This window comes from Exiguobacterium sp. QJM3NY_9, assembly GCF_056173545.1.
Genome location: NZ_CM149679.1, coordinates 535,629 through 553,477, shown reverse-complemented (window position 1 = coordinate 553,477; position 17,849 = coordinate 535,629). Strand labels below are relative to the sequence as shown.

Here is a 17,849-nt window from a genome sequence, read left to right as displayed (position 1 = left end):
TCGGGAGTTCAAGATAAAAGAGGTAATTCTTAATCGAAAGTGAGGACAAGCAATCATGAAGTATCGCGTCGGAAACTTAATTCCAAAGGTCGATCCAAGCGTATATATCGCAGACGGTGCAAAAGTCATCGGTGAAGTCGAGATTGGGAAAGATTCAAGTGTCTGGTTCAACACCGTCATCCGCGGGGATGAAGGGCTCATCTCAATCGGAGAGCGGGTTAACATTCAAGATGGTTCGATGATTCATCAATATGAGGAATACTCAACGATTATCGAAGATGATGTCACGATTGGACATATGGCCATGATTCACGGAGGCATCATTCGAAAAGGCGCATTAATCGGCATGTCAGCAACAATTTTAGACGAAGCAGAAATCGGAACAGGTTCGTTCGTCGCTGCCGGTAGCCTCGTTCCACCTAAAATGGTCGTCCCTCCGAATTCGCTCGTCATGGGCGTCCCTGCAAAAGTCATTCGCGAAATCAATGATCACGACCGGTTCATCATGGAGCGGACTGTCAAAAAATATATCAAGCGCGGACAACAGTACGCTGCTGATTGTGTACCTTTACCTGAAGATATGACAGCCTTGTGAAAACACTTACAATATTCACCTGTTTTTAACATTTCCCCTCTCGTTCGTTTACATGTTGCGCGTACACTAAAGGTGTAGCACATGAATCGAGATTGAGGGGGATATGAGATGATTCCATTATTCGCAGAGCGATTGATGTCTGATTTATTTTTGTCGACGAGCAATCCAAGTTATGGTCTTCCTACATTACCTGAACACGAAGCAGATTGGTTGACGATTGAAGTCCAACAGCGTATTGTTAATGATGCCGAGCAAAAATCTTTGAGTTCAGGAACAACTCAACCAAGAGAGGAAGAACGTGTATGATTCAGCAAAACACCGTTCGCGCTTGGCTCGCTAGTCGAATCAAAAAATAATGATCTTATTTTCCAAAACGATATAGCGCGTCAGCGCGCATATAAAGAGCCGAAGCGGATTCCCGCCTCGGCTCTCTTTTTATTATTTTTTAATCATACCTTCTTCAATCAAGAACTCACGTGCGACATCTTCTGGTCGTTCTTTTTCGACGTCAGCCTTAAAGTTCAATTCTTGCATCTTCTCATCCGTGATTTTATCTTTTAACATATTGAGAACTTCTTTTAATTCTGGATGTTCATCCAACGTTTCTTGACGAACGATTGGGACCGCGTAATACGGTGGGAAGAATTCTTTATCATCCTCAAGGACCGTCAAATCAAATTTCTTCAACAATCCATCTGTCGAAAAACTATCGATGACGTTCGTTTTTCCATTCGTCAATGCCGTATAACGAAGCCCACCATCAACAGGCTGGACATCTTTGAATTTCATGTCCGGATATTTCTCTTTCAAGCCAAGGTATCCGTCTTCACGATTCGCGAACTCAATTGTTGAACCAAGAATCAGACGATTACTGACAGCAGCCATATCAGAGACTGTTTTCAAATCATATTTTTCGATGTCTTCTTTTGTCATCGCTAATGCGTACGTGTTATTGAAACCAATCGGATCGAGGACATCGACCTGACTTTTCGCTGGAATCATTTTTTTAACTTTTTCATACACGACTTCTGGATCCGTTTCTACTTCTTGTTTGAGTACATCGATCAGAAGCGTCCCCGTATAGTCTACATACGCGTCAATTTCTCCAGTCTCAAGCGCACCATAGGCAACTTTTGTACCACCGAGGTTTAATTGACGTTCGACTTCTAAATCGGTCTTATCTTCGATCAAATCAGCCAACATGTTCCCTAAAATCAATTGTTCCGTAAAGTTCTTTGAACCGATGACGATTTTATCCGGCTTCAAGAACGAATACGCAACCGTTCCACCAATTAATAAAACGACGATACTCGCGATGGCAATTTTTTTAGCACCAGACATCGCTTGACGACGTTTACGTTTCCGGTTTTTAATACGACCGTCAGCAAGCGGAATGCCGCTTGGTGCAACCGAATACTCAATCCGGCTGACGATGAAGTCGATCGCAAGTGCTAAAATACCTGCTGGAATCGCACCGGCTAAAATTTGATTGTTATCAACGGTTTGAATACCGGAGAAGACAAGATAACCAAGTCCACCGGCACCGATGAAGGCAGAAATCGTCATCAATCCAACCGCTGTCACGGCAGAAATCCGAATCCCGGCCATCATGATTGGTAAGGCAAGTGGGATCTGGACTTTTCCTAGAATCTGACGTTCTGTCAGACCGATTCCTTTAGCCGCTTCAAGCATGTCACCTGGAATGCTTGAGAGACCTGTGTATGTGTTCTTGACGATAGGTAACAAAGAATAAAGTACAACCATGATGATGGCTGGTGTCGAGCCGATCCCGATGAACGGAATCAAGAAACCAAGTAACGCGAGACTCGGAACCGCCTGAACGACACTCGTCAAGGCGAGGACTGGTTTAGCGAACCGTTGATAACGTGTAATTAAAATACCGAGCGGAATCCCTAAGATAACTGCGATGACGACCGCAAATACGGTCAGCTGTAAGTGTTCAAGTAATAAGTTCCAGATTTGATCGGTGTTATTTTTTACATAGTCAAAAAATCCACTCATTGCACTTCCTCCTCCTGAATGAACTGCTCACTCAAGACGGAAAGCAAGCTACTTCGTGTAATCAAGCCGCGTAATTGACCGGCTTTGTTCGTTACAGGTAAATAACCTGTTTCTTCATGGTTCATTACTTCTAATACATCAAGCAGTGAATCCTGTTCATCGACGGCAACAAGTTCACCTTCCATGAGTTCTTCAATTCGTTGACTCTTATCTGAAACCGTTTGGATGTTTTTCAATTTAACGATTCCCTGTAATGTACGATCACGATCTGTAATCAGCAGGCTATCCACTTTTCGTCCACGCATGATTTCTATCCCTTGCAGCAACGTCCGCTTACCACTGATTGAGACGGGATCTTCAATCATGATATCTTCTGCTTTAATGAACGCCGGACTACTCCAAATTTTATTTTTTCCAATGAATGATTCAACATATTCATCTTTTGGATGTCGTAAAATTTCTTCGGGTGTATCAAATTGAACAATTTCCCCATCACGCATGATACATATCCGATCGGCTAGCTTGATCGCTTCATCCATATCATGGGTGACGAATACGATAGTTTTCTTTACTTCTTCTTGGAGATTAAATAATTCTTCTTGGAGGTCGTTGCGGGTAACGGGGTCGAGCGCACTAAACGGTTCGTCCATTAAAATAACATCTGGATCATTCATCAATGCACGGGCAAAACCGACACGTTGTTGTTGCCCACCACTGAGTTCGCTTGGGTAGCGGTCAATGAATTGTTTCGGGTCGAGGCCGACCATTTGGAGAAGTTCTTCTGTCCGTTGATCCATTTGATCGTGATCTTTTCCTTCTAGACCGGCAATCAATTGAATATTTTCACGAACGGTCATGTGTGGGAATAGACCGGTTTGTTGAATGACGTAGCCCATATGGCGTCTCAGTTCAATCGTATCCGTCTTCATGATGTCCTTCCCATTCACTAAAATCGTTCCTGAAGAGGGCTCAATCAAACGGTTGATCATCTTGAGCGATGTTGTTTTTCCACAGCCACTCGGACCGATGAACACAACGAGTTCACCCGCTTTGATTTCTAGCGTTAAGCCTTTTAAGACAACATTGTCCTTAAATTGCTTCCCGACATTTTTAAATTCGATCATCCATATTTCACTCCTTTTACTATTTCCATATATTATGTTTTCCCTATTTTTTTTGAATTCAAACAATATTTTTCGTTTTTTTGTTTAAATCTCGAAATAAACGGGAATTGTTCTGTTTTTTTGTTAAAAAAGGGTAATGATAAGTAAAGCGTTTGCGGAAGTGTCAGCGGACTGAAAAGGAGGAAATCATGATGGGTAAAAAATGGCTTCGGTTACTTGTTGTTTTGTTACTGATGTTCATTCCATTGTCCAGTTATCAGCTACCAGTCGAAGCAGCTAGCTCAACATTCGTCACGAAAGGTTCGACAACGAACAAAGTGGTGGCATTGACGTTCGATGACGGGGCGGATGGTACAAACATCGGTAAAATTCTCAGTATCTTAAAAAGTAACAATGTCAAAGCAACCTTCTTCCTGACCGGTGCCGGTGCCGCGAATCACCCACAGTCGATCAAAAATATCGCGAGTGCAACACCGACGCATCAAATTGGAAATCACTCCTACAGTCACCCCGATTTTACGACTTTGTCTGCAAGTCAGATGACAAGTGAATTGACACGGACGGAAAGTCTGCTTAACTCATTAACGGGACAGACAACAAAACCAATTTTCCGGGCTCCATTTGGTGCAAGCAACAGTGCTGTTTTAGCAGCCGTCGGTAATGCGGGTTACACGAAAACGATTCAATGGAACATCGATACGACGGACTGGAAAGGAATCAGTTCTACCGCAATCTTGAACCGCGTCATTCCGAACATCGTTCCGGGATCGATTGTCTTAATGCATACGGGTGCCGGTGCATCCGGAACCCCAACCGCCCTTCCTTCAATGATTACGCAACTGAAAGCTAAAGGGTATACGTTCGTTACGGTTTCTGAATTACTGCAACTCCCGACTTCAGGTAGTAAAACGTATACCGTCAAGTCTGGCGATACGCTCTATAAAATCGCAAACCTCTATAACATTTCTGTCAGCGCTTTAGCTAAAGCAAATAACATCACCAACTTTAACCTGATTTCTGTCGGACAAGTCTTGACGATTCCCGGTACGTCGACGACACCTCCCCCAACCTCAACGACTTCTTATACCGTCAAAAGCGGGGATACACTCTATTCTATCGCTCGGAAGTACGACGTTTCCGTCAGTGCACTCGCTTCAGCAAACAACATCACTAACCTCAATTTGATCTCCGTTGGTCAAGTGTTAAAAATTCCCGGTACGTCAACAACACCTCCCCCAACAACGACTTCTTATACCGTCAAAAGTGGAGATACGCTTTATGCGATTGCCCGTAAGTACAATGTGACAGTCAGCTCGCTCGCAGCAGCGAATAAGATTACGAATGTCAGCTTGATTTCAATCGGACAAGTATTGGTCATCCCATCCAAATAATTTGACTTGATGTTCCCTCAAAACGTTTCGAAACACCATCTTTCGGCAGATAAACCTGTTTCCTGAAATTTAAAACAGCAAGCCTTCCTCGTTTCGGTCGACGGGGAAGGCTTGCTGTTTATTAAGATCGTACGTTTTCTAGACCGAGATCACACGTAACGAGATCCGCATATGTTTGGCGTCGGACGACTTCCCGCGCTTCCCCTTGATTGACGAAGACGACTGCCGGACGTAAAAATTGATTGTAGTTGCTCGCCATCGAGAAATTATAGGCGCCCGTCCCGAAGACCGCCAGCGTATCCCCGCTAGCCGGATCCGCCAATTGCGCTTTTTCTGCGACTAAATCGCCGGATTCGCAAGCAGCACCAACGACCGTCACTTCGCGCAGCGTTCCTGTCACCCGATTGGCGATGACTGTTTCGTAGACTGCACCGTACAGCGCAGGACGGATATTGTCTGCCATGCCGCCATCAACAGACAGATACGTCCGAACCCCTTGGACTTCTTTAATCGCCCCGACCGTATAGAGTGTCGTCCCGGCATTCGCGACAACCCACCGCCCTGGTTCAATCCCAATCCGTGGACGTTCGATTCCAAGTCGTGTCGACTCTTCCTCGATGATTGCCATGACGTGCTCCATCGTTTGCTCAAAGTTAAGCGGGACATCGTCTTTCGTATATGCAATCCCGAATCCACCGCCGACGTTGACTTCGCTCGCCGTGAATTCCGTTTCTTGACGAATCGTTTCGACAAACCCCATCATCGTCCGCGCCGTCCGCTCGAACAACGAAAGATCTTGGATTTGTGATCCAACGTGACAATGAATACCGAGCAGGACAAGATGTTCCGACGCTAAGATTGCCCGAACGGCTTCAAGATACGAGGCATCATGGGTCGAGAACCCAAATTTCGTATCAACGCCGCCCGTCTGAATTTTAGTATGTGCCCCACCGATGACCTGGGGGACGATTCGAATCAATACGTTCACTGTCTGACAAGCATCTGCAGCGATTTGTTCGAGCTGTGCAATCTCACCGTAATGATCGATGACGATTTTCCCGACGCCCTCTTCAACCGCATACCGCAAGTCCTGCGTCGATTTGTTCGAGCCGTGGAAATAGATCCGTTCTGCCGGTACGCCCGCTTGACGCGCGATGTAAAGCTCGCCCCCCGTCACGACATCGATTCCGAGTCCGTGACGTACGACTTGCTGATAGACGGCACCAATCGTCAACGCTTTTGAAGCAAAGGAAGCATACGTATTCGGGTATTTCGTTAAGAAACCATCTCGTACGGTCGCTAAACGGTCTGTCAGTTCACGCTCTGCCATCACGTAAAGGGGTGTTCCATATTGTGCTGCTAAATCTGTTGCTGCGACACCATCGATTTGAAGCGTGTTGTCTTGTTCCGTCAAATACGAGCTTCCGTACATAAATAGTTCCTCCTTATAGATAACGGTGTGCCAATCGCCATGAGCGTGCACACATCTGTTCCGAATTATTTGCCGTTCCCGTTCGTGTGATGTCGTCGATTTCAATTCCGTCCCCGTACAAGACGACTTCATCCCCGACTTCGACTGTCGAATCAACGGCAACGAACGTATGGCTCATGAATAATTTACTGATGATTGAATACGGTTTCCCGTGAATCAATACAGGTAAAGCGGACCGCCCCCGGACGACACCATCACCATAGCCGACCGGTAAGACGGCGACACGAAGCGGTTGATCCGTCGTGTAAGACGTACCGTATCCGACGTGTTCGTCCGCCCCAACTTCACGGATTTCAACGACTTCTGTCGTCATCCGTAATGTAGGGACTAACCAGTCCATCTTTTCAATCGGTGAATAACCGAACAAAAAGATACCGGGACGAACATAGTTACAAAAGGCGAGGCGTTCGTCATGTTTGACGATCGTCGCACTATTTTCAGCATGCATGTACGTAAATTCATGTTGTGTCCGGACGACGTTCGCAATCGCTAAGAAACGCTCGACTTGTCCATCATGGTCCGCTCCCGGCTCGTCTGCGAGCGGAAAATGTGTATATAGCCCTGTCAAACAGAGCTGTTGCTCCTGCACTACTTCAAGGACTGCTTGCGCTTCTTCAAGTGAACTGACACCAAAACGGTTCATCCCGACATTGACCTTTAAATGGAGTTCGATGTTCGAAAGGTCTGCTTGATACCGCTTCAACCAATCTACCGACGGGATTCCAAGCGCGATGCCATAGTCTCGAGCAGCCTCGAACTGAGTCGCTGGATTCATCGCTAAGACATAACTGTCTGGAAAATTCGTTTTAATTTCAATTGCCTCATAAACTTCAGCGACAGCGAAATGATGCACGCCCGCTTCCATCAATGTCCCAACCATTTCAAGCATACCTAAGTTATAGGCATTATTCTTCACCACGGCGAAAATCTGTTTTTGCGATCGAGCGAAGACCGATGCGACATTTTGTCGCACCGCTTCCCGATCGATTGTTACGCGTGTACGTGTATTCATTCAGCTACCGCTGGTGTGACGTGTGTCAACCAGTCTGCATATTGCGGGAGTTGTCCTGAGACCGTTTGTCGGTAAAGCTCGAGCAATTCATCCGCGACAGCCCGTGTTCCGCCGTTGATTGTAATATGGTCGATTTCCCCAACACTCGTGATTTCTGCCGCTGTCCCTGTTAAGAAAATCTCGTCTGCGACATAAAGCTCGTCACGCCCGATGTGGCGTTCGACGACCGGGTACCCTTGATCTTGCGCGAGGCGCATGATGACTTGACGCGTGATGCCGTCAAGGACAGAACAGTCGAGTGACGGCGTGTAGATTGTCCCGTTTTTCAACATGAACAAGTTCGCGACGCTCGCCTCACTGACATTACCGTTCATATCAAGAGCGATTGCTTCGTCAAATCCATCACGAAGGGCTTCGCCTTTTAAGAGTTGTGAGTTCATATAGTTCGCAGCGGCTTTTGCCTGCATCGGCATCATCGTTGACGATACCCGACGATAAGAAGCGACTTTCGCACGAATGCCGACACCTTTATCGAAGTATTCACCAAGCTCCCAGCACGAGATGCCGACGTGAACCGTCGTATCTTTTGCCATCAAGGCCTGCCACGGTGTACCGAGGAAAACGAATGGACGGATGTAACAAGACTCAAAGCCATTTTTCGCAACGAGATCAATCGTTGCCTGGACAAGTTCTTCCACTGTATATGGAATCGTGACGTGATAGAACGCGCAACTCCGGAAGAGACGTTCGATGTGTTCCGTCAATTGAAAAATTGCCGGACCGTCAGGCGTCGCGTAAGCACGAATCCCTTCGAAAAAACCACTTCCGTAATGAATCGCGTGTGACATGACGCTCGTATTCGCTTCTTTTGGATCATGAAAAATCCCGTCTAACCAAATCGCTTCACCATACTGTGTATCCACTGCCATGTGTTTTCCTCCTCTTCGACGTCAATCAGAGTGAACGTAAATCATCCACTAATTGCGTCTTCTCTGCTGTTTTTTCGTCTTTCTGTTTGATGACGCGTGCTGGTGTTCCAGCAACGACGCTACCTGCAGGGACGTCTTCTGTGACGACACTGCCTGCTGCAACGACTGCATCTTTTCCGACACGAACGCCTTCCAAGATGACAGCGTTCGCTCCGATCAAGACACCATCTTCGATGATGACCGGTGTTTTTGAAGGTGGCTCAAGGACACCTGCGACCACGGCACCTGCGCCGACATGAACGTTTTTCCCAATCGTGCCACGTGCTCCGACGACGGCGTTCATATCAATCATTGTACCATCTCCGATCGATGCACCGATATTGATGATTGCACCCATCATGATGACGGCGTTATCGCCGATGACGACATGATCCCGAATCCACGAACCCGGTTCGATTCGCGCATTCAAGTGACGTGTGTCAAGCATCGGTACAGCACTGTTCCGACGATCGTATTCGACGTGGACGTCCGTGATTCGGTCTGAATACTTTTCTAAGAAAGTCGCAGCAAGTCCTGCATCTGCAAAGAAAATTTTTGATTCATCCGATCCGAAAGCTGTCGCCCCTTCAATCGTCAAGCCCGCTAAATCGCCATTGACGTAAAGTTTGACCGGTGTCTGTTTTTTAGCATCTTTAATGAATTTCGCAATTTCGTAAGCATCAGTTAGTAACATGTGAATCCTCCTGTGAGTAGAGCGTCTCTAACGTGTAGAGTCCCGCCGATTTTTGAATGAGTGCTTCGGCTGCTTTAATCGCACCTGAAGCAAATACTTTTTTTGATAATGCCGTGTGCTTGATTTCAATCAATTCATCGACCCCGGCGAACAACACTTCATGTTCACCGAAAATTGTTCCACCACGCATCGAGTGCATGCCGATCTCAGACGCTTGGCGTTTTTCCCGTGTCGATTCACGTTCATAGACCGGCTGGACGTCACGGAGTTCTTGAATCGTCCGCAATAAGAGTTCTGCCGTCCCGCTTGGTGCATCGACCTTTTGATTGTGGTGCTTTTCTAACAGTTCGATATCGAACGAACTGGCGAGTGGTACGAGCACCTGTAACAATTGCTGCATCATCGCGATCCCGAACGACATGTTGTACGACTGAAAAATTGGAATTTCAGTCGAAGCGTCTTTTATCGTTTGTAACTCCGCTTCCGAAAATCCGGTCGTCGCGATGACGAGCGGTGTTTTCGTTTTGAGGCCATACGCCAGTAAATCCGGCAACAAGCTCGGGTGAGAGAAATCGATGATGGCATCGACTTCTTCTGTTAGCTCGGACACCGTTTGATACGAAGGAATTTTCTCCGCTGACTTCGTCTGATCGATAACGGCGACAACTTCAGCGGGTGCCAATTCCTCGACATAATGCCCTGTCGCACCATATCCATGAATGGCAAGCTTCATCGAACCACTCCTTTATAAGCACGCATCGTCTCGAGTAAGTGTGCATGCCCGGCTTCGGATTGGCGAACGAGCGGCAAGCGTGGTGCACCGACTGCAAACCCGATTTCTTCGAGTGCTGCTTTAACAGGAATCGGGTTGACGTCACTAAAGATGGCTGCGATGACCGGCATTAAATCACTTTGAATGCGTCGTGCCGTCACTAAATCGTTTGCGAGCATGGCTTCAGCAAGCGCTTGTGTTTCTGCCGGGTACGGGTTCGACAGGACCGAGATGACACCTTGTGCTCCCCATGCCATGTACGGAAGGATTTGATCGTCGTTGCCACAGAAGACTGCAAAACCTTCGGGGAGTGCCGTCATCAATTCACCCATGAAACTGACATCCCCGCTCGCTTCTTTGAATGCTTGAATGTTCGGATGCTCCGCGAGTGTTACAGCTGTCTCAACTGCAATCGCGACACCCGTCCGTGAAGGTACGTTGTATAACATGAGGGGTAATTCGACAGCATCCGCGACTGCGGTAAAGTGAGCAATCAAACCGGCTTGTGACGTTTTATTGTAATACGGTGTCACGAGCATCGCTGCATCTGCTCCGAGCTGCTGAGCCGTTTTCGTTTTTTCAATCGTCTGTGCCGTATTGTTCGTTCCCGTACCGGCAATGACCGGAACACGACCTGCCGTGACACGGACTGCTGTCTCAAGTAACGTTTCGAACTCTTCGCTCGAAAGCGTCGATCCTTCACCTGTCGTCCCGGCGACGACGAGCGCTTGGATATTGGCTGCAAGTTGCTGTTCAATCAACTGTTCAAAAACGACTAAGTCGAGTTCACCTGCTGAATTGAACGGTGTCGCGAGTGCTGTTCCTGCTCCTTTGAACATGTTAAATTCCTCCTTAGTATGATTAAGAATGGATGCCGTTTTCTAAAGCATGACGCGCGACCTGGACTGCATTTGACGCCGCGCCTTTTCGAATGTTATCCGCGACACACCACAGATGGAATGTGTTCGCGAGCGTTTGATCTTGACGAATCCGCCCGACGTACACTTCGTCCGTCCCGCTTGCATCAAGCGGCATCGGGTACTGATTTCGCGAAACATCATCAACCAGTACGACGCCTGGCGCGTCAGCAAGTGCTGTGCGAATCGCTTCGACCGTCGTCTCGTTTGAAAACGTCACGTTGATTGCAACTGAATGCGAATTTGTGACGGGAACACGGACACACGTCGCACTGACCGGTAAGTTCGGTTGGCTAAAAATCTTCCGTGTCTCGTCAATCATTTTTTGCTCTTCTTTCGTGTACCCGTCTTCTAAGAAGACATCGATATGCGGCAAGATATTATCATGAATCGGGTGCGGATAGTTGACCGGTTCTTCACCGCGGCTGCCTCGTGCTAAATCCTCGATTCCTTTTTGACCGGAACCGGAGACTGCTTGATACGTCGTATACGTGATTCGTTCAAAACCTAAGTGTTTGAGTGGTGCCAGGGCAACGACGGATTGAATCGTCGAGCAGTTCGGATTAGCGATCAGTCGGTCGGTGCTGCTGACCGCTTCCGGATTGACTTCTGGTACGACGAGCGGAATCGTCTCTTGCATCCGGAAAGCACTTGAATTATCGACGACAAGTGTTCCGTGTTCTGCCAGCAAGGGGGCATACTGTTCACTGATTGCTCCACCGGCTGCGAATAATGCGACGTCGATCCCGTGATGGATGATGTCTTCCGATAAAGCTGTAATCGTTACGTCCGTTCCATTAAACGAAACGACTTTTCCTGCTGATCGTTCTGAAGCATACGCCGACAGTTGACCGACTGGAAAATCGAGTTCCTTCAAGACTTGTAACATCTTTTGTCCGACGGCGCCTGTCGCACCGATGACTGCTACGTGGTACATGTTCATTCCTCCTTACAGGCTAAACGCGTTCGCGATCGCCGCGACCGTTCGTTCGATATCTGCTTGTGCGATTGTATACGAGATACTGATTTCTGATGTCGTGACTTGATAAAACGTGATGTTCTCGGCACGGAACGTCGCAAATAATTTTGATGCGACGCCCGTTGCGTCACGCATTCCGATTCCGACGACCGATAACTTGGCATGCTCGTTATGACGATCGACTTTAACGGTCGGAAAACGATCGATGATATCTTTCAGTGCCTCTTCGAGAAACTCTTCTTCATCGAGTGGACAAGAGAACGAGAGGAACACGTCACTATCAAAGGTCGTTTGACTGATCATGTCGATATTGACATGGCGATTCGATAACAATTCAAAAATGTCGGCGACTGCTGAATTGGTTTGTGGAACGTGTTTGATTGAAACCGTCAAAACATTTTTCGTTACACTGACGCTCGTGACTGCTTTTTGTTCCATCGTTTCTGTTGCCTCCATGATCCAAGTCCCTCTTTCCGATTCAAGTGTTTTCCCAACAAAGATATGCACGCCGTATTTTTTCCCGAGTTCGACGCTGCGCATCTCCATGACCTTCGACCCCAGTGCACTCATTTCCATCATTTCATCATATGAAATTTGTGGAATCGGCTGTGCCGCTTGATGAATCCGCGGATCCGCCGTATAGACACCGTCGACATCCGTATAGATTTCACAGCGCTTATCAAGGACGGCCGCTAAGGCGACAGCCGTTGTGTCTGATCCACCACGACCGAGTGTCGTAACATCCCCGAGCTCGTTGACACCTTGGAATCCGGCGACGATGACGACATCATAGGTTTCGAGTTTCTTTCGTAACAAGTCCCCGTCAATTTGTTTAATCTTACTTTTCGTATGAACCCCCATCGTGCTGATTCCTGCCTGCGCACCTGTTTGTGATAAAGCTTTTACTCCGACGGAATTTAAGGCGATGCTGAGTAACGAAATCGTTTGTTCTTCGCCGATCGCGAGCAATCGATCGAGTTCACGTCGTTCAGGACGATCCGTGATTGCTTGCGCTTGTGCGATGAGCGAGTCTGTCATCTTCCCCATCGCAGAGACGACGACCACTAATTTTTCACCTTGTTCTGTCCGATTTTTTAAATAATTCGCAATTGACTGAATCTGTTCGACAGTCGCGACCGAGCTACCACCAAATTTAAGTACAGTTGTCACAATCCTATCTCCTTTGTCCCGAAACAGAAAAAAACGACGGGCCGGTAGGAGCGTTCCTACGGCCCGTCGTTATCACGATCGGACAAACGAAGACAAAGTCTTTCGTTCTTTTACGTAAGATAGCGCTCCGAAACATCGGTTTCGGCAGTACAACGGATCTTAACCGTTGTACCAGCAAATGAGAAGAAGCATCTTTCTCATTCACTTCGGCGGATTTCCCCTTTCACATCACTCAGCATGCTCGCTTCAATAAATGATGTTACTGATGTCATCCGCGCCTCTATCTGTCGGTTGTTAGTTACAGTTATAGCAAACATTTTTTGTTAAATCCAGTCATTTGCTAAAATTTTTTCATTTTTCCGTTAATCCGCGAGTTTTTTCTTCGCTTGATCGAGTTGTACAGAAACAGCAGCAAAACCTGTCCCGCCGTAACTTCCTCTTCTTGCCACTGCTTGCACCGGGTCGAGGAGCGGATAAACATCTTCCGCGATGACGGAGTGGAACGTTTGATACGTTTCAAGCGTTAAATCTTTTAAGAAGCAATTCGTCTGAACACAATGGAGGACCGCTTTTCCGACGATTTCATGCGCTTCCCGGAAAGGAACACCTTTTGTGACGAGATAATCTGCTAGTTCCGTCGCATTCGAGAAGTCTTGCATTGTCGCCTTCTTGAGCGCTTCTGTCTTAAACGTTGCTGATTCGAGCATTCCCGTAAAGATTTGAACGGATTGTAAAACGGTATCTGCCGTATCGAAGACACCTTCTTTATCTTCTTGCATGTCTTTATTGTAAGCGAGCGGTAATGCTTTCATCGTCGTCAGGAACCCCATCAGGTTTCCATAGACACGCCCTGTTTTTCCGCGAATCAATTCAGCGAAGTCCGGGTTTTTCTTTTGTGGCATCATGCTCGAACCCGTTGAAAATGCATCTGACAATTCGATGAATGAAAATTCTTGCGACGCCCAGATGATGATTTCTTCACAAAAGCGTGAGAGGTGCATCATGACCGTCGAAGCAATCCCGAGGTATTCAATGACGAAGTCACGGTCCGATACAGCATCGAGGCTGTTCGGATAGACGTGCTCAAATCCGAGCAGTTCCGCTGACTTGAAACGGTCAATCGGGAATGTCGTCCCGGCGAGTGCCCCAGCACCGAGCGGCGAAATCCGAATCCGTTTCAAATTATCTGTCAGACGATCTACGTCACGGTCGAACATCCAAAAATACGCGAGTAGATGGTGTGCAAGTGAAATCGGTTGTGCCCGCTGTAAGTGGGTATACCCCGGCATGACGGTTTCGATGTGTACATCCGCCTGTTCCGTAATCACCGTCTGCAAGTTGCGTAGGCTTTCGATTAAATCAACCACATGTTGTTCCATCCATAAATGTAAATCCGTCGCAACCTGGTCATTCCGACTTCTCGCTGTATGCAATTTGCCTGCGACCGGTCCGATTTGTTCCGTCAGCAACCGTTCGAGATTCATGTGGATGTCTTCGTCAGCAAGCGAATAGACATGTGTTCCAATCGAAGCTTGTAACGTCTTGAGACCCGCTTCGATTTTTTTCCATTCCGTCTCTTCTAGGATACCTTGTTGATACAACATATTGGCATGGGCGAGACTTCCTTCTAAATCAACTGCCGCAAGCTTTTGGTCGAATGAAATCGATGCCCCAAACGCTTCAGCCTGAGCGGAAGCCCCTTCTGTAAACCGTCCGCCCCAAAGTTTCGTCATTTTGTCACGCCTTCCTGCCGATGAACACTTGCGTGTGTCGCAATCGCAAGACCGTGCAATTTAATGAATCCTTTCGCTGCTTCATGATCGAACGCATCTTCTTTCGTATACGTCGCAAGCTTCTCGTCATAAAGTGACACCGGTGACTGACGTCCTGTGACCGTCGCATTCCCTTTGTAGAGTTTGACCCGTACTTCGCCCGTGACGTCTTGTTGCGTCGCTTTTAAGAATGCTTTTAGACCTTTCGTTAACGGCGCATGGAACAAACCGTTGTAGATTGTTTCTGCATATTGTTGACTTAAAATCGGTTTGAAGTGAGCGACGTCTTTCGTCAATGTGATGGTCTCGAGTGCGGCATGGGCTTTTAGCAAGACCGTTGCTCCCGGGCATTCATACACTTCCCGCGATTTGATCCCGACGAGACGGTTCTCGACGTGGTCAATCCGTCCGACACCATGTGCCCCAGCGATGATGTTGAGTTCTGTAATCAACTTCGCCAGTGGATAGACTGTTCCGTTGATTGAAGTCGGAACACCCGCTTCAAAACCGATAATGACTTCTTCTGCTTGATCCGGTGCTTCTTCCGGTGCGACCGTCAGTGCATAAGCATCTTGCGGCGGTTCTGTCCAAGGGTTTTCAAGGACACCACATTCGTTACTCCGTCCCCAAAGGTTCATATCGATTGAATATGGGCTGTCGAGATTGATTGGAATCGGGACATTGTTGTCTTTTGCATAAGCGATTTCCTCTTCACGTGACCATTTCCATTCCCGTACAGGGGCGATGACTTCCAGTGAAGGATCGAGTGCTGCGACCGAAACTTCAAACCGGACTTGGTCATTTCCTTTTCCCGTACAACCATGTGCAACGGCCGTTGCGCCATGTTGATGCGCAACTTCGACGAGCTTTTCAGCAATCAGCGGGCGAGACAGTGCCGAAATCAGTGGATACGCGCCTTCGTAGTGGGCACCGTATTGAAGTGCTGGTAAGACGAATTCATTTGCGAATTCTTCTTTGACATCAAGAACAATCGATTCGACGGCTCCGACGAGCAACGCTTTTTCCTTGATGACAGTCAAATCTTTTCCTTCGCCGACGTCCATACATAAAGCGACGACATCATATTCCTTACTCAACCATTTGATTGCCACCGATGTATCAAGTCCCCCAGAATACGCTAAAATTAATTTTTGTTTCGTCATTATTAATTCCTCCCTGATTTCGAATTCATCTGTCTGTATAAAAATTCATTATGAATTATATATATACATAGACTTTCAAAAAAAGAAACCCTTTTTGCAGGATTTCTTTAAAATTTCTCAATTAAATTTTCTTTTCCATCGTTCGGTGTGGGATGCCGGCATCATCAAATTCGTCGGACATGATGTTGTATCCTAAGCCTTGATAAAAAGGAATCGCTTGAACTTGAGCACCAAGCGTCAAGATGCTCCGACCCTCTCGTCTCGCCACACGTTCCATTGCTCGCATCAGCTCACCGCCGTAGCCTTTCCCACGTGTCGCAGCTAGCGTCGCAACACGTTCGACCTTCATCCGTTGATCGTCGTAGGGACGTGTCCGCCCTGTCGCGACAGGGCGATTTTGTTCGTCAAGGACAAGCAAGTGAATCGCTGTTTCGTCATGGGTATCATATTCAAGATTACGAGGAACCCCTTGTTCTTCGACGAAGACCCGTTCGCGAATCATTCGGACTGCTTGGTGCTGCTCTGCTGTTTTTACTTGAATCACTGTCATGTTACTTGTTCCTCCTTCAATCGTTCTATGTAAGCAACTGCATCCTCATGCGTGTTGAACATCGCCTGTGCGACGTGTTCGCTACCACCACCACGTCCATTGAACGTCTTCAAATGGACTTTGGCAAATTTCCCGAGGTGGACCGGACTTGATCCTTGCATCAATAATTTTTTAGCTGATTCGTTCCAAATGAGTCCGAGACGTCCTGCTTCCGCAATCGCTTTGACTAGTTTTTCAGAGAATGGCAATGCCTCTTCAGCATGGTTTACGAAAATCCAATCCTCCGTCGACGCCAGTAGTTTATTGAGTTCCGTGCGGACATGTGCGGCTTGAACTGTTTCAATCATCCGATTCAAGCGAACGACATCTTGTTTTAATTCTTCGACGGCTTGCGGCAGCTGCTCTTTTTTAGCCGATAACAATTGAGCGGCTTCACGCAAGGCACGTCTTTCCTTCGTTAACAACTCAAATGCGCGCCCTTTCGCGACGTACATCAGTCGAATATTCCCCCGAATCCGCTCCTGCCCTGTCAAGACAATCAATTCTAAATCAGCTGTCGATTCGAGGTGTGTTCCTCCACAGGCGCTATAGTCCAGTTCACCGATTTGGACGACACGAATCTTTCCTGTCACTTGGGGTGTTTTACGTAAAGGCAGTGCGAGTGCCGCTGCCTCGTCGTACTCGTTCGCCGTAATCGGTAACGCCGATGTAATGACGTGACGCAATCTTTTTTCAAGACGCGCTTGCAAGGCATCATTCCATTCACCTGCTTCAATATCTAGTGTCGATTCTTCAGAGCCCGTCCGAAAACTTAATGTCTTGATATTGAACTCGTCCTGCAAAATCGCTGAGATTACGTGTTGCGCCGTATGTTGTGCCGCATGATCCGTCCGAACGGCGTCATCGATGACGCCCGTGACAGTACCTTCGATTTTTTGATCAACTTGATGCCACACGATACCGGCTTTAAGTTGAACGTCACGAACCTTCAAATCGTTTAATGTCCCTCGATCCGCCGGCTGTCCGCCACTCTCCGGATAAAAATAACTTTCTTCTAAAGCAACCCAGTATCCGTGTTCTTCTTTAACATTCGTCACGCGTGTCACGAACTTTCGGACCGCAGGATAAATTTGCTCCAGTCGCATGTCTACCCCACCTTTCTCAATCTATTCATTTGCTATTATGCCATATTTCGCCTAGTATCGTTTGTCGACTTGTCCATTTCCTA

General features: G+C 47.3%; 17 protein-coding genes and 1 riboswitch. Of the genes, 3 read left to right on the top strand and 14 right to left on the bottom strand.

Translation table 11 applies throughout. The features are described 5' to 3' along the window. Positions 1 to 55 precede the first annotated feature (55 nt). Complete coding sequence (locus AC0VYQ_RS02725; protein WP_475404199.1) at positions 56 to 595, top strand: gamma carbonic anhydrase family protein; 540 nt, start codon at positions 56 to 58, stop codon at positions 593 to 595. A gap of 108 nt (positions 596 to 703) precedes the next feature. Next, on the top strand, positions 704 to 901 hold the full coding sequence (locus AC0VYQ_RS02720; RefSeq protein WP_088836313.1) for a hypothetical protein: 198 nt from the start codon (positions 704 to 706) through the stop codon (positions 899 to 901). 132 nt (positions 902 to 1,033) lie between these two features. Here the strand turns inward: AC0VYQ_RS02720 and AC0VYQ_RS02715 are convergent, their stop codons facing one another. After that, entirely contained in the window at positions 1,034 to 2,617 is a 1,584-nt protein-coding gene (locus tag AC0VYQ_RS02715; RefSeq protein WP_214893748.1) for an ABC transporter permease/substrate-binding protein, read from the bottom strand. Then, positions 2,614 to 3,741 (bottom strand): ABC transporter ATP-binding protein, encoded by a 1,128-nt coding sequence (locus AC0VYQ_RS02710; RefSeq protein ID WP_029332629.1) that lies wholly within the window; start codon positions 3,739 to 3,741, stop codon positions 2,614 to 2,616. Before AC0VYQ_RS02710 ends, AC0VYQ_RS02715 begins: the two co-directional genes overlap by 4 nt. 191 nt (positions 3,742 to 3,932) lie before the next feature. Here AC0VYQ_RS02710 and AC0VYQ_RS02705 point away from each other — a divergent pair, with 191 nt between their 5' ends. Beyond that, positions 3,933 to 5,132: a polysaccharide deacetylase family protein gene (locus tag AC0VYQ_RS02705; RefSeq protein ID WP_475404198.1), complete on the top strand. Its 1,200-nt coding sequence runs from the start codon at positions 3,933 to 3,935 to the stop codon at positions 5,130 to 5,132. 121 nt (positions 5,133 to 5,253) lie between these two features. Here the strand turns inward: AC0VYQ_RS02705 and lysA are convergent, their stop codons facing one another. The 12 genes from lysA to AC0VYQ_RS02645 all read right to left on the bottom strand — a co-directional run bounded on the left by lysA (position 5,254) and on the right by AC0VYQ_RS02645 (position 17,766). Continuing rightward, positions 5,254 to 6,564, bottom strand: a complete 1,311-nt coding sequence (gene lysA, locus AC0VYQ_RS02700) for a diaminopimelate decarboxylase (protein WP_475404197.1) — start codon at positions 6,562 to 6,564, stop codon at positions 5,254 to 5,256. Between the two features lie 13 nt (positions 6,565 to 6,577). Then, positions 6,578 to 7,636 (bottom strand): alanine racemase, encoded by a 1,059-nt coding sequence (gene alr / locus AC0VYQ_RS02695; protein ID WP_029332626.1) that lies wholly within the window; start codon positions 7,634 to 7,636, stop codon positions 6,578 to 6,580. Further along, entirely contained in the window at positions 7,633 to 8,565 is a 933-nt protein-coding gene (locus AC0VYQ_RS02690; RefSeq protein ID WP_029332625.1) for a branched-chain amino acid transaminase, read from the bottom strand. Before AC0VYQ_RS02690 ends, alr begins: the two co-directional genes overlap by 4 nt. A gap of 25 nt (positions 8,566 to 8,590) precedes the next feature. After that, complete coding sequence (dapD, locus tag AC0VYQ_RS02685; RefSeq protein ID WP_088836307.1) at positions 8,591 to 9,298, bottom strand: 2,3,4,5-tetrahydropyridine-2,6-dicarboxylate N-acetyltransferase; 708 nt, start codon at positions 9,296 to 9,298, stop codon at positions 8,591 to 8,593. After that, positions 9,285 to 10,031, bottom strand: coding sequence for a 4-hydroxy-tetrahydrodipicolinate reductase (dapB, locus tag AC0VYQ_RS02680; RefSeq protein WP_088836306.1), 747 nt, complete (start codon positions 10,029 to 10,031; stop codon positions 9,285 to 9,287). The genes dapD and dapB overlap by 14 nt, the downstream gene beginning before the upstream one ends. Further along, the gene (dapA, locus tag AC0VYQ_RS02675; protein WP_475404196.1) at positions 10,028 to 10,909 is read right to left on the bottom strand and encodes a 4-hydroxy-tetrahydrodipicolinate synthase; all 882 of its coding nucleotides are present in this window, start codon (positions 10,907 to 10,909) and stop codon (positions 10,028 to 10,030) included. Before dapA ends, dapB begins: the two co-directional genes overlap by 4 nt. Positions 10,910 to 10,931: 22 nt before the next feature. Then, positions 10,932 to 11,924, bottom strand: coding sequence for an aspartate-semialdehyde dehydrogenase (locus AC0VYQ_RS02670; protein ID WP_475404195.1), 993 nt, complete (start codon positions 11,922 to 11,924; stop codon positions 10,932 to 10,934). Positions 11,925 to 11,936: 12 nt separating this feature from the next. Next, a complete protein-coding gene (locus tag AC0VYQ_RS02665; RefSeq protein WP_029332620.1) occupies positions 11,937 to 13,136 on the bottom strand; it encodes an aspartate kinase in 1,200 nt (399 codons plus the stop codon). 112 nt (positions 13,137 to 13,248) lie between these two features. Continuing rightward, positions 13,249 to 13,427: riboswitch (Lysine riboswitch) on the bottom strand. Between the two features lie 71 nt (positions 13,428 to 13,498). Next, positions 13,499 to 14,869, bottom strand: coding sequence for an argininosuccinate lyase (gene argH / locus AC0VYQ_RS02660; RefSeq protein ID WP_214845860.1), 1,371 nt, complete (start codon positions 14,867 to 14,869; stop codon positions 13,499 to 13,501). Then, positions 14,866 to 16,071 (bottom strand): argininosuccinate synthase, encoded by a 1,206-nt coding sequence (locus AC0VYQ_RS02655; protein WP_475404194.1) that lies wholly within the window; start codon positions 16,069 to 16,071, stop codon positions 14,866 to 14,868. The genes argH and AC0VYQ_RS02655 overlap by 4 nt, the downstream gene beginning before the upstream one ends. 121 nt (positions 16,072 to 16,192) lie before the next feature. After that, on the bottom strand, positions 16,193 to 16,621 hold the full coding sequence (locus tag AC0VYQ_RS02650) for a GNAT family N-acetyltransferase (protein ID WP_029332617.1): 429 nt from the start codon (positions 16,619 to 16,621) through the stop codon (positions 16,193 to 16,195). After that, positions 16,618 to 17,766: an alanine--tRNA ligase-related protein gene (locus AC0VYQ_RS02645; protein WP_475404193.1), complete on the bottom strand. Its 1,149-nt coding sequence runs from the start codon at positions 17,764 to 17,766 to the stop codon at positions 16,618 to 16,620. The genes AC0VYQ_RS02650 and AC0VYQ_RS02645 overlap by 4 nt, the downstream gene beginning before the upstream one ends. Positions 17,767 to 17,849: the final 83 nt, after the last annotated feature.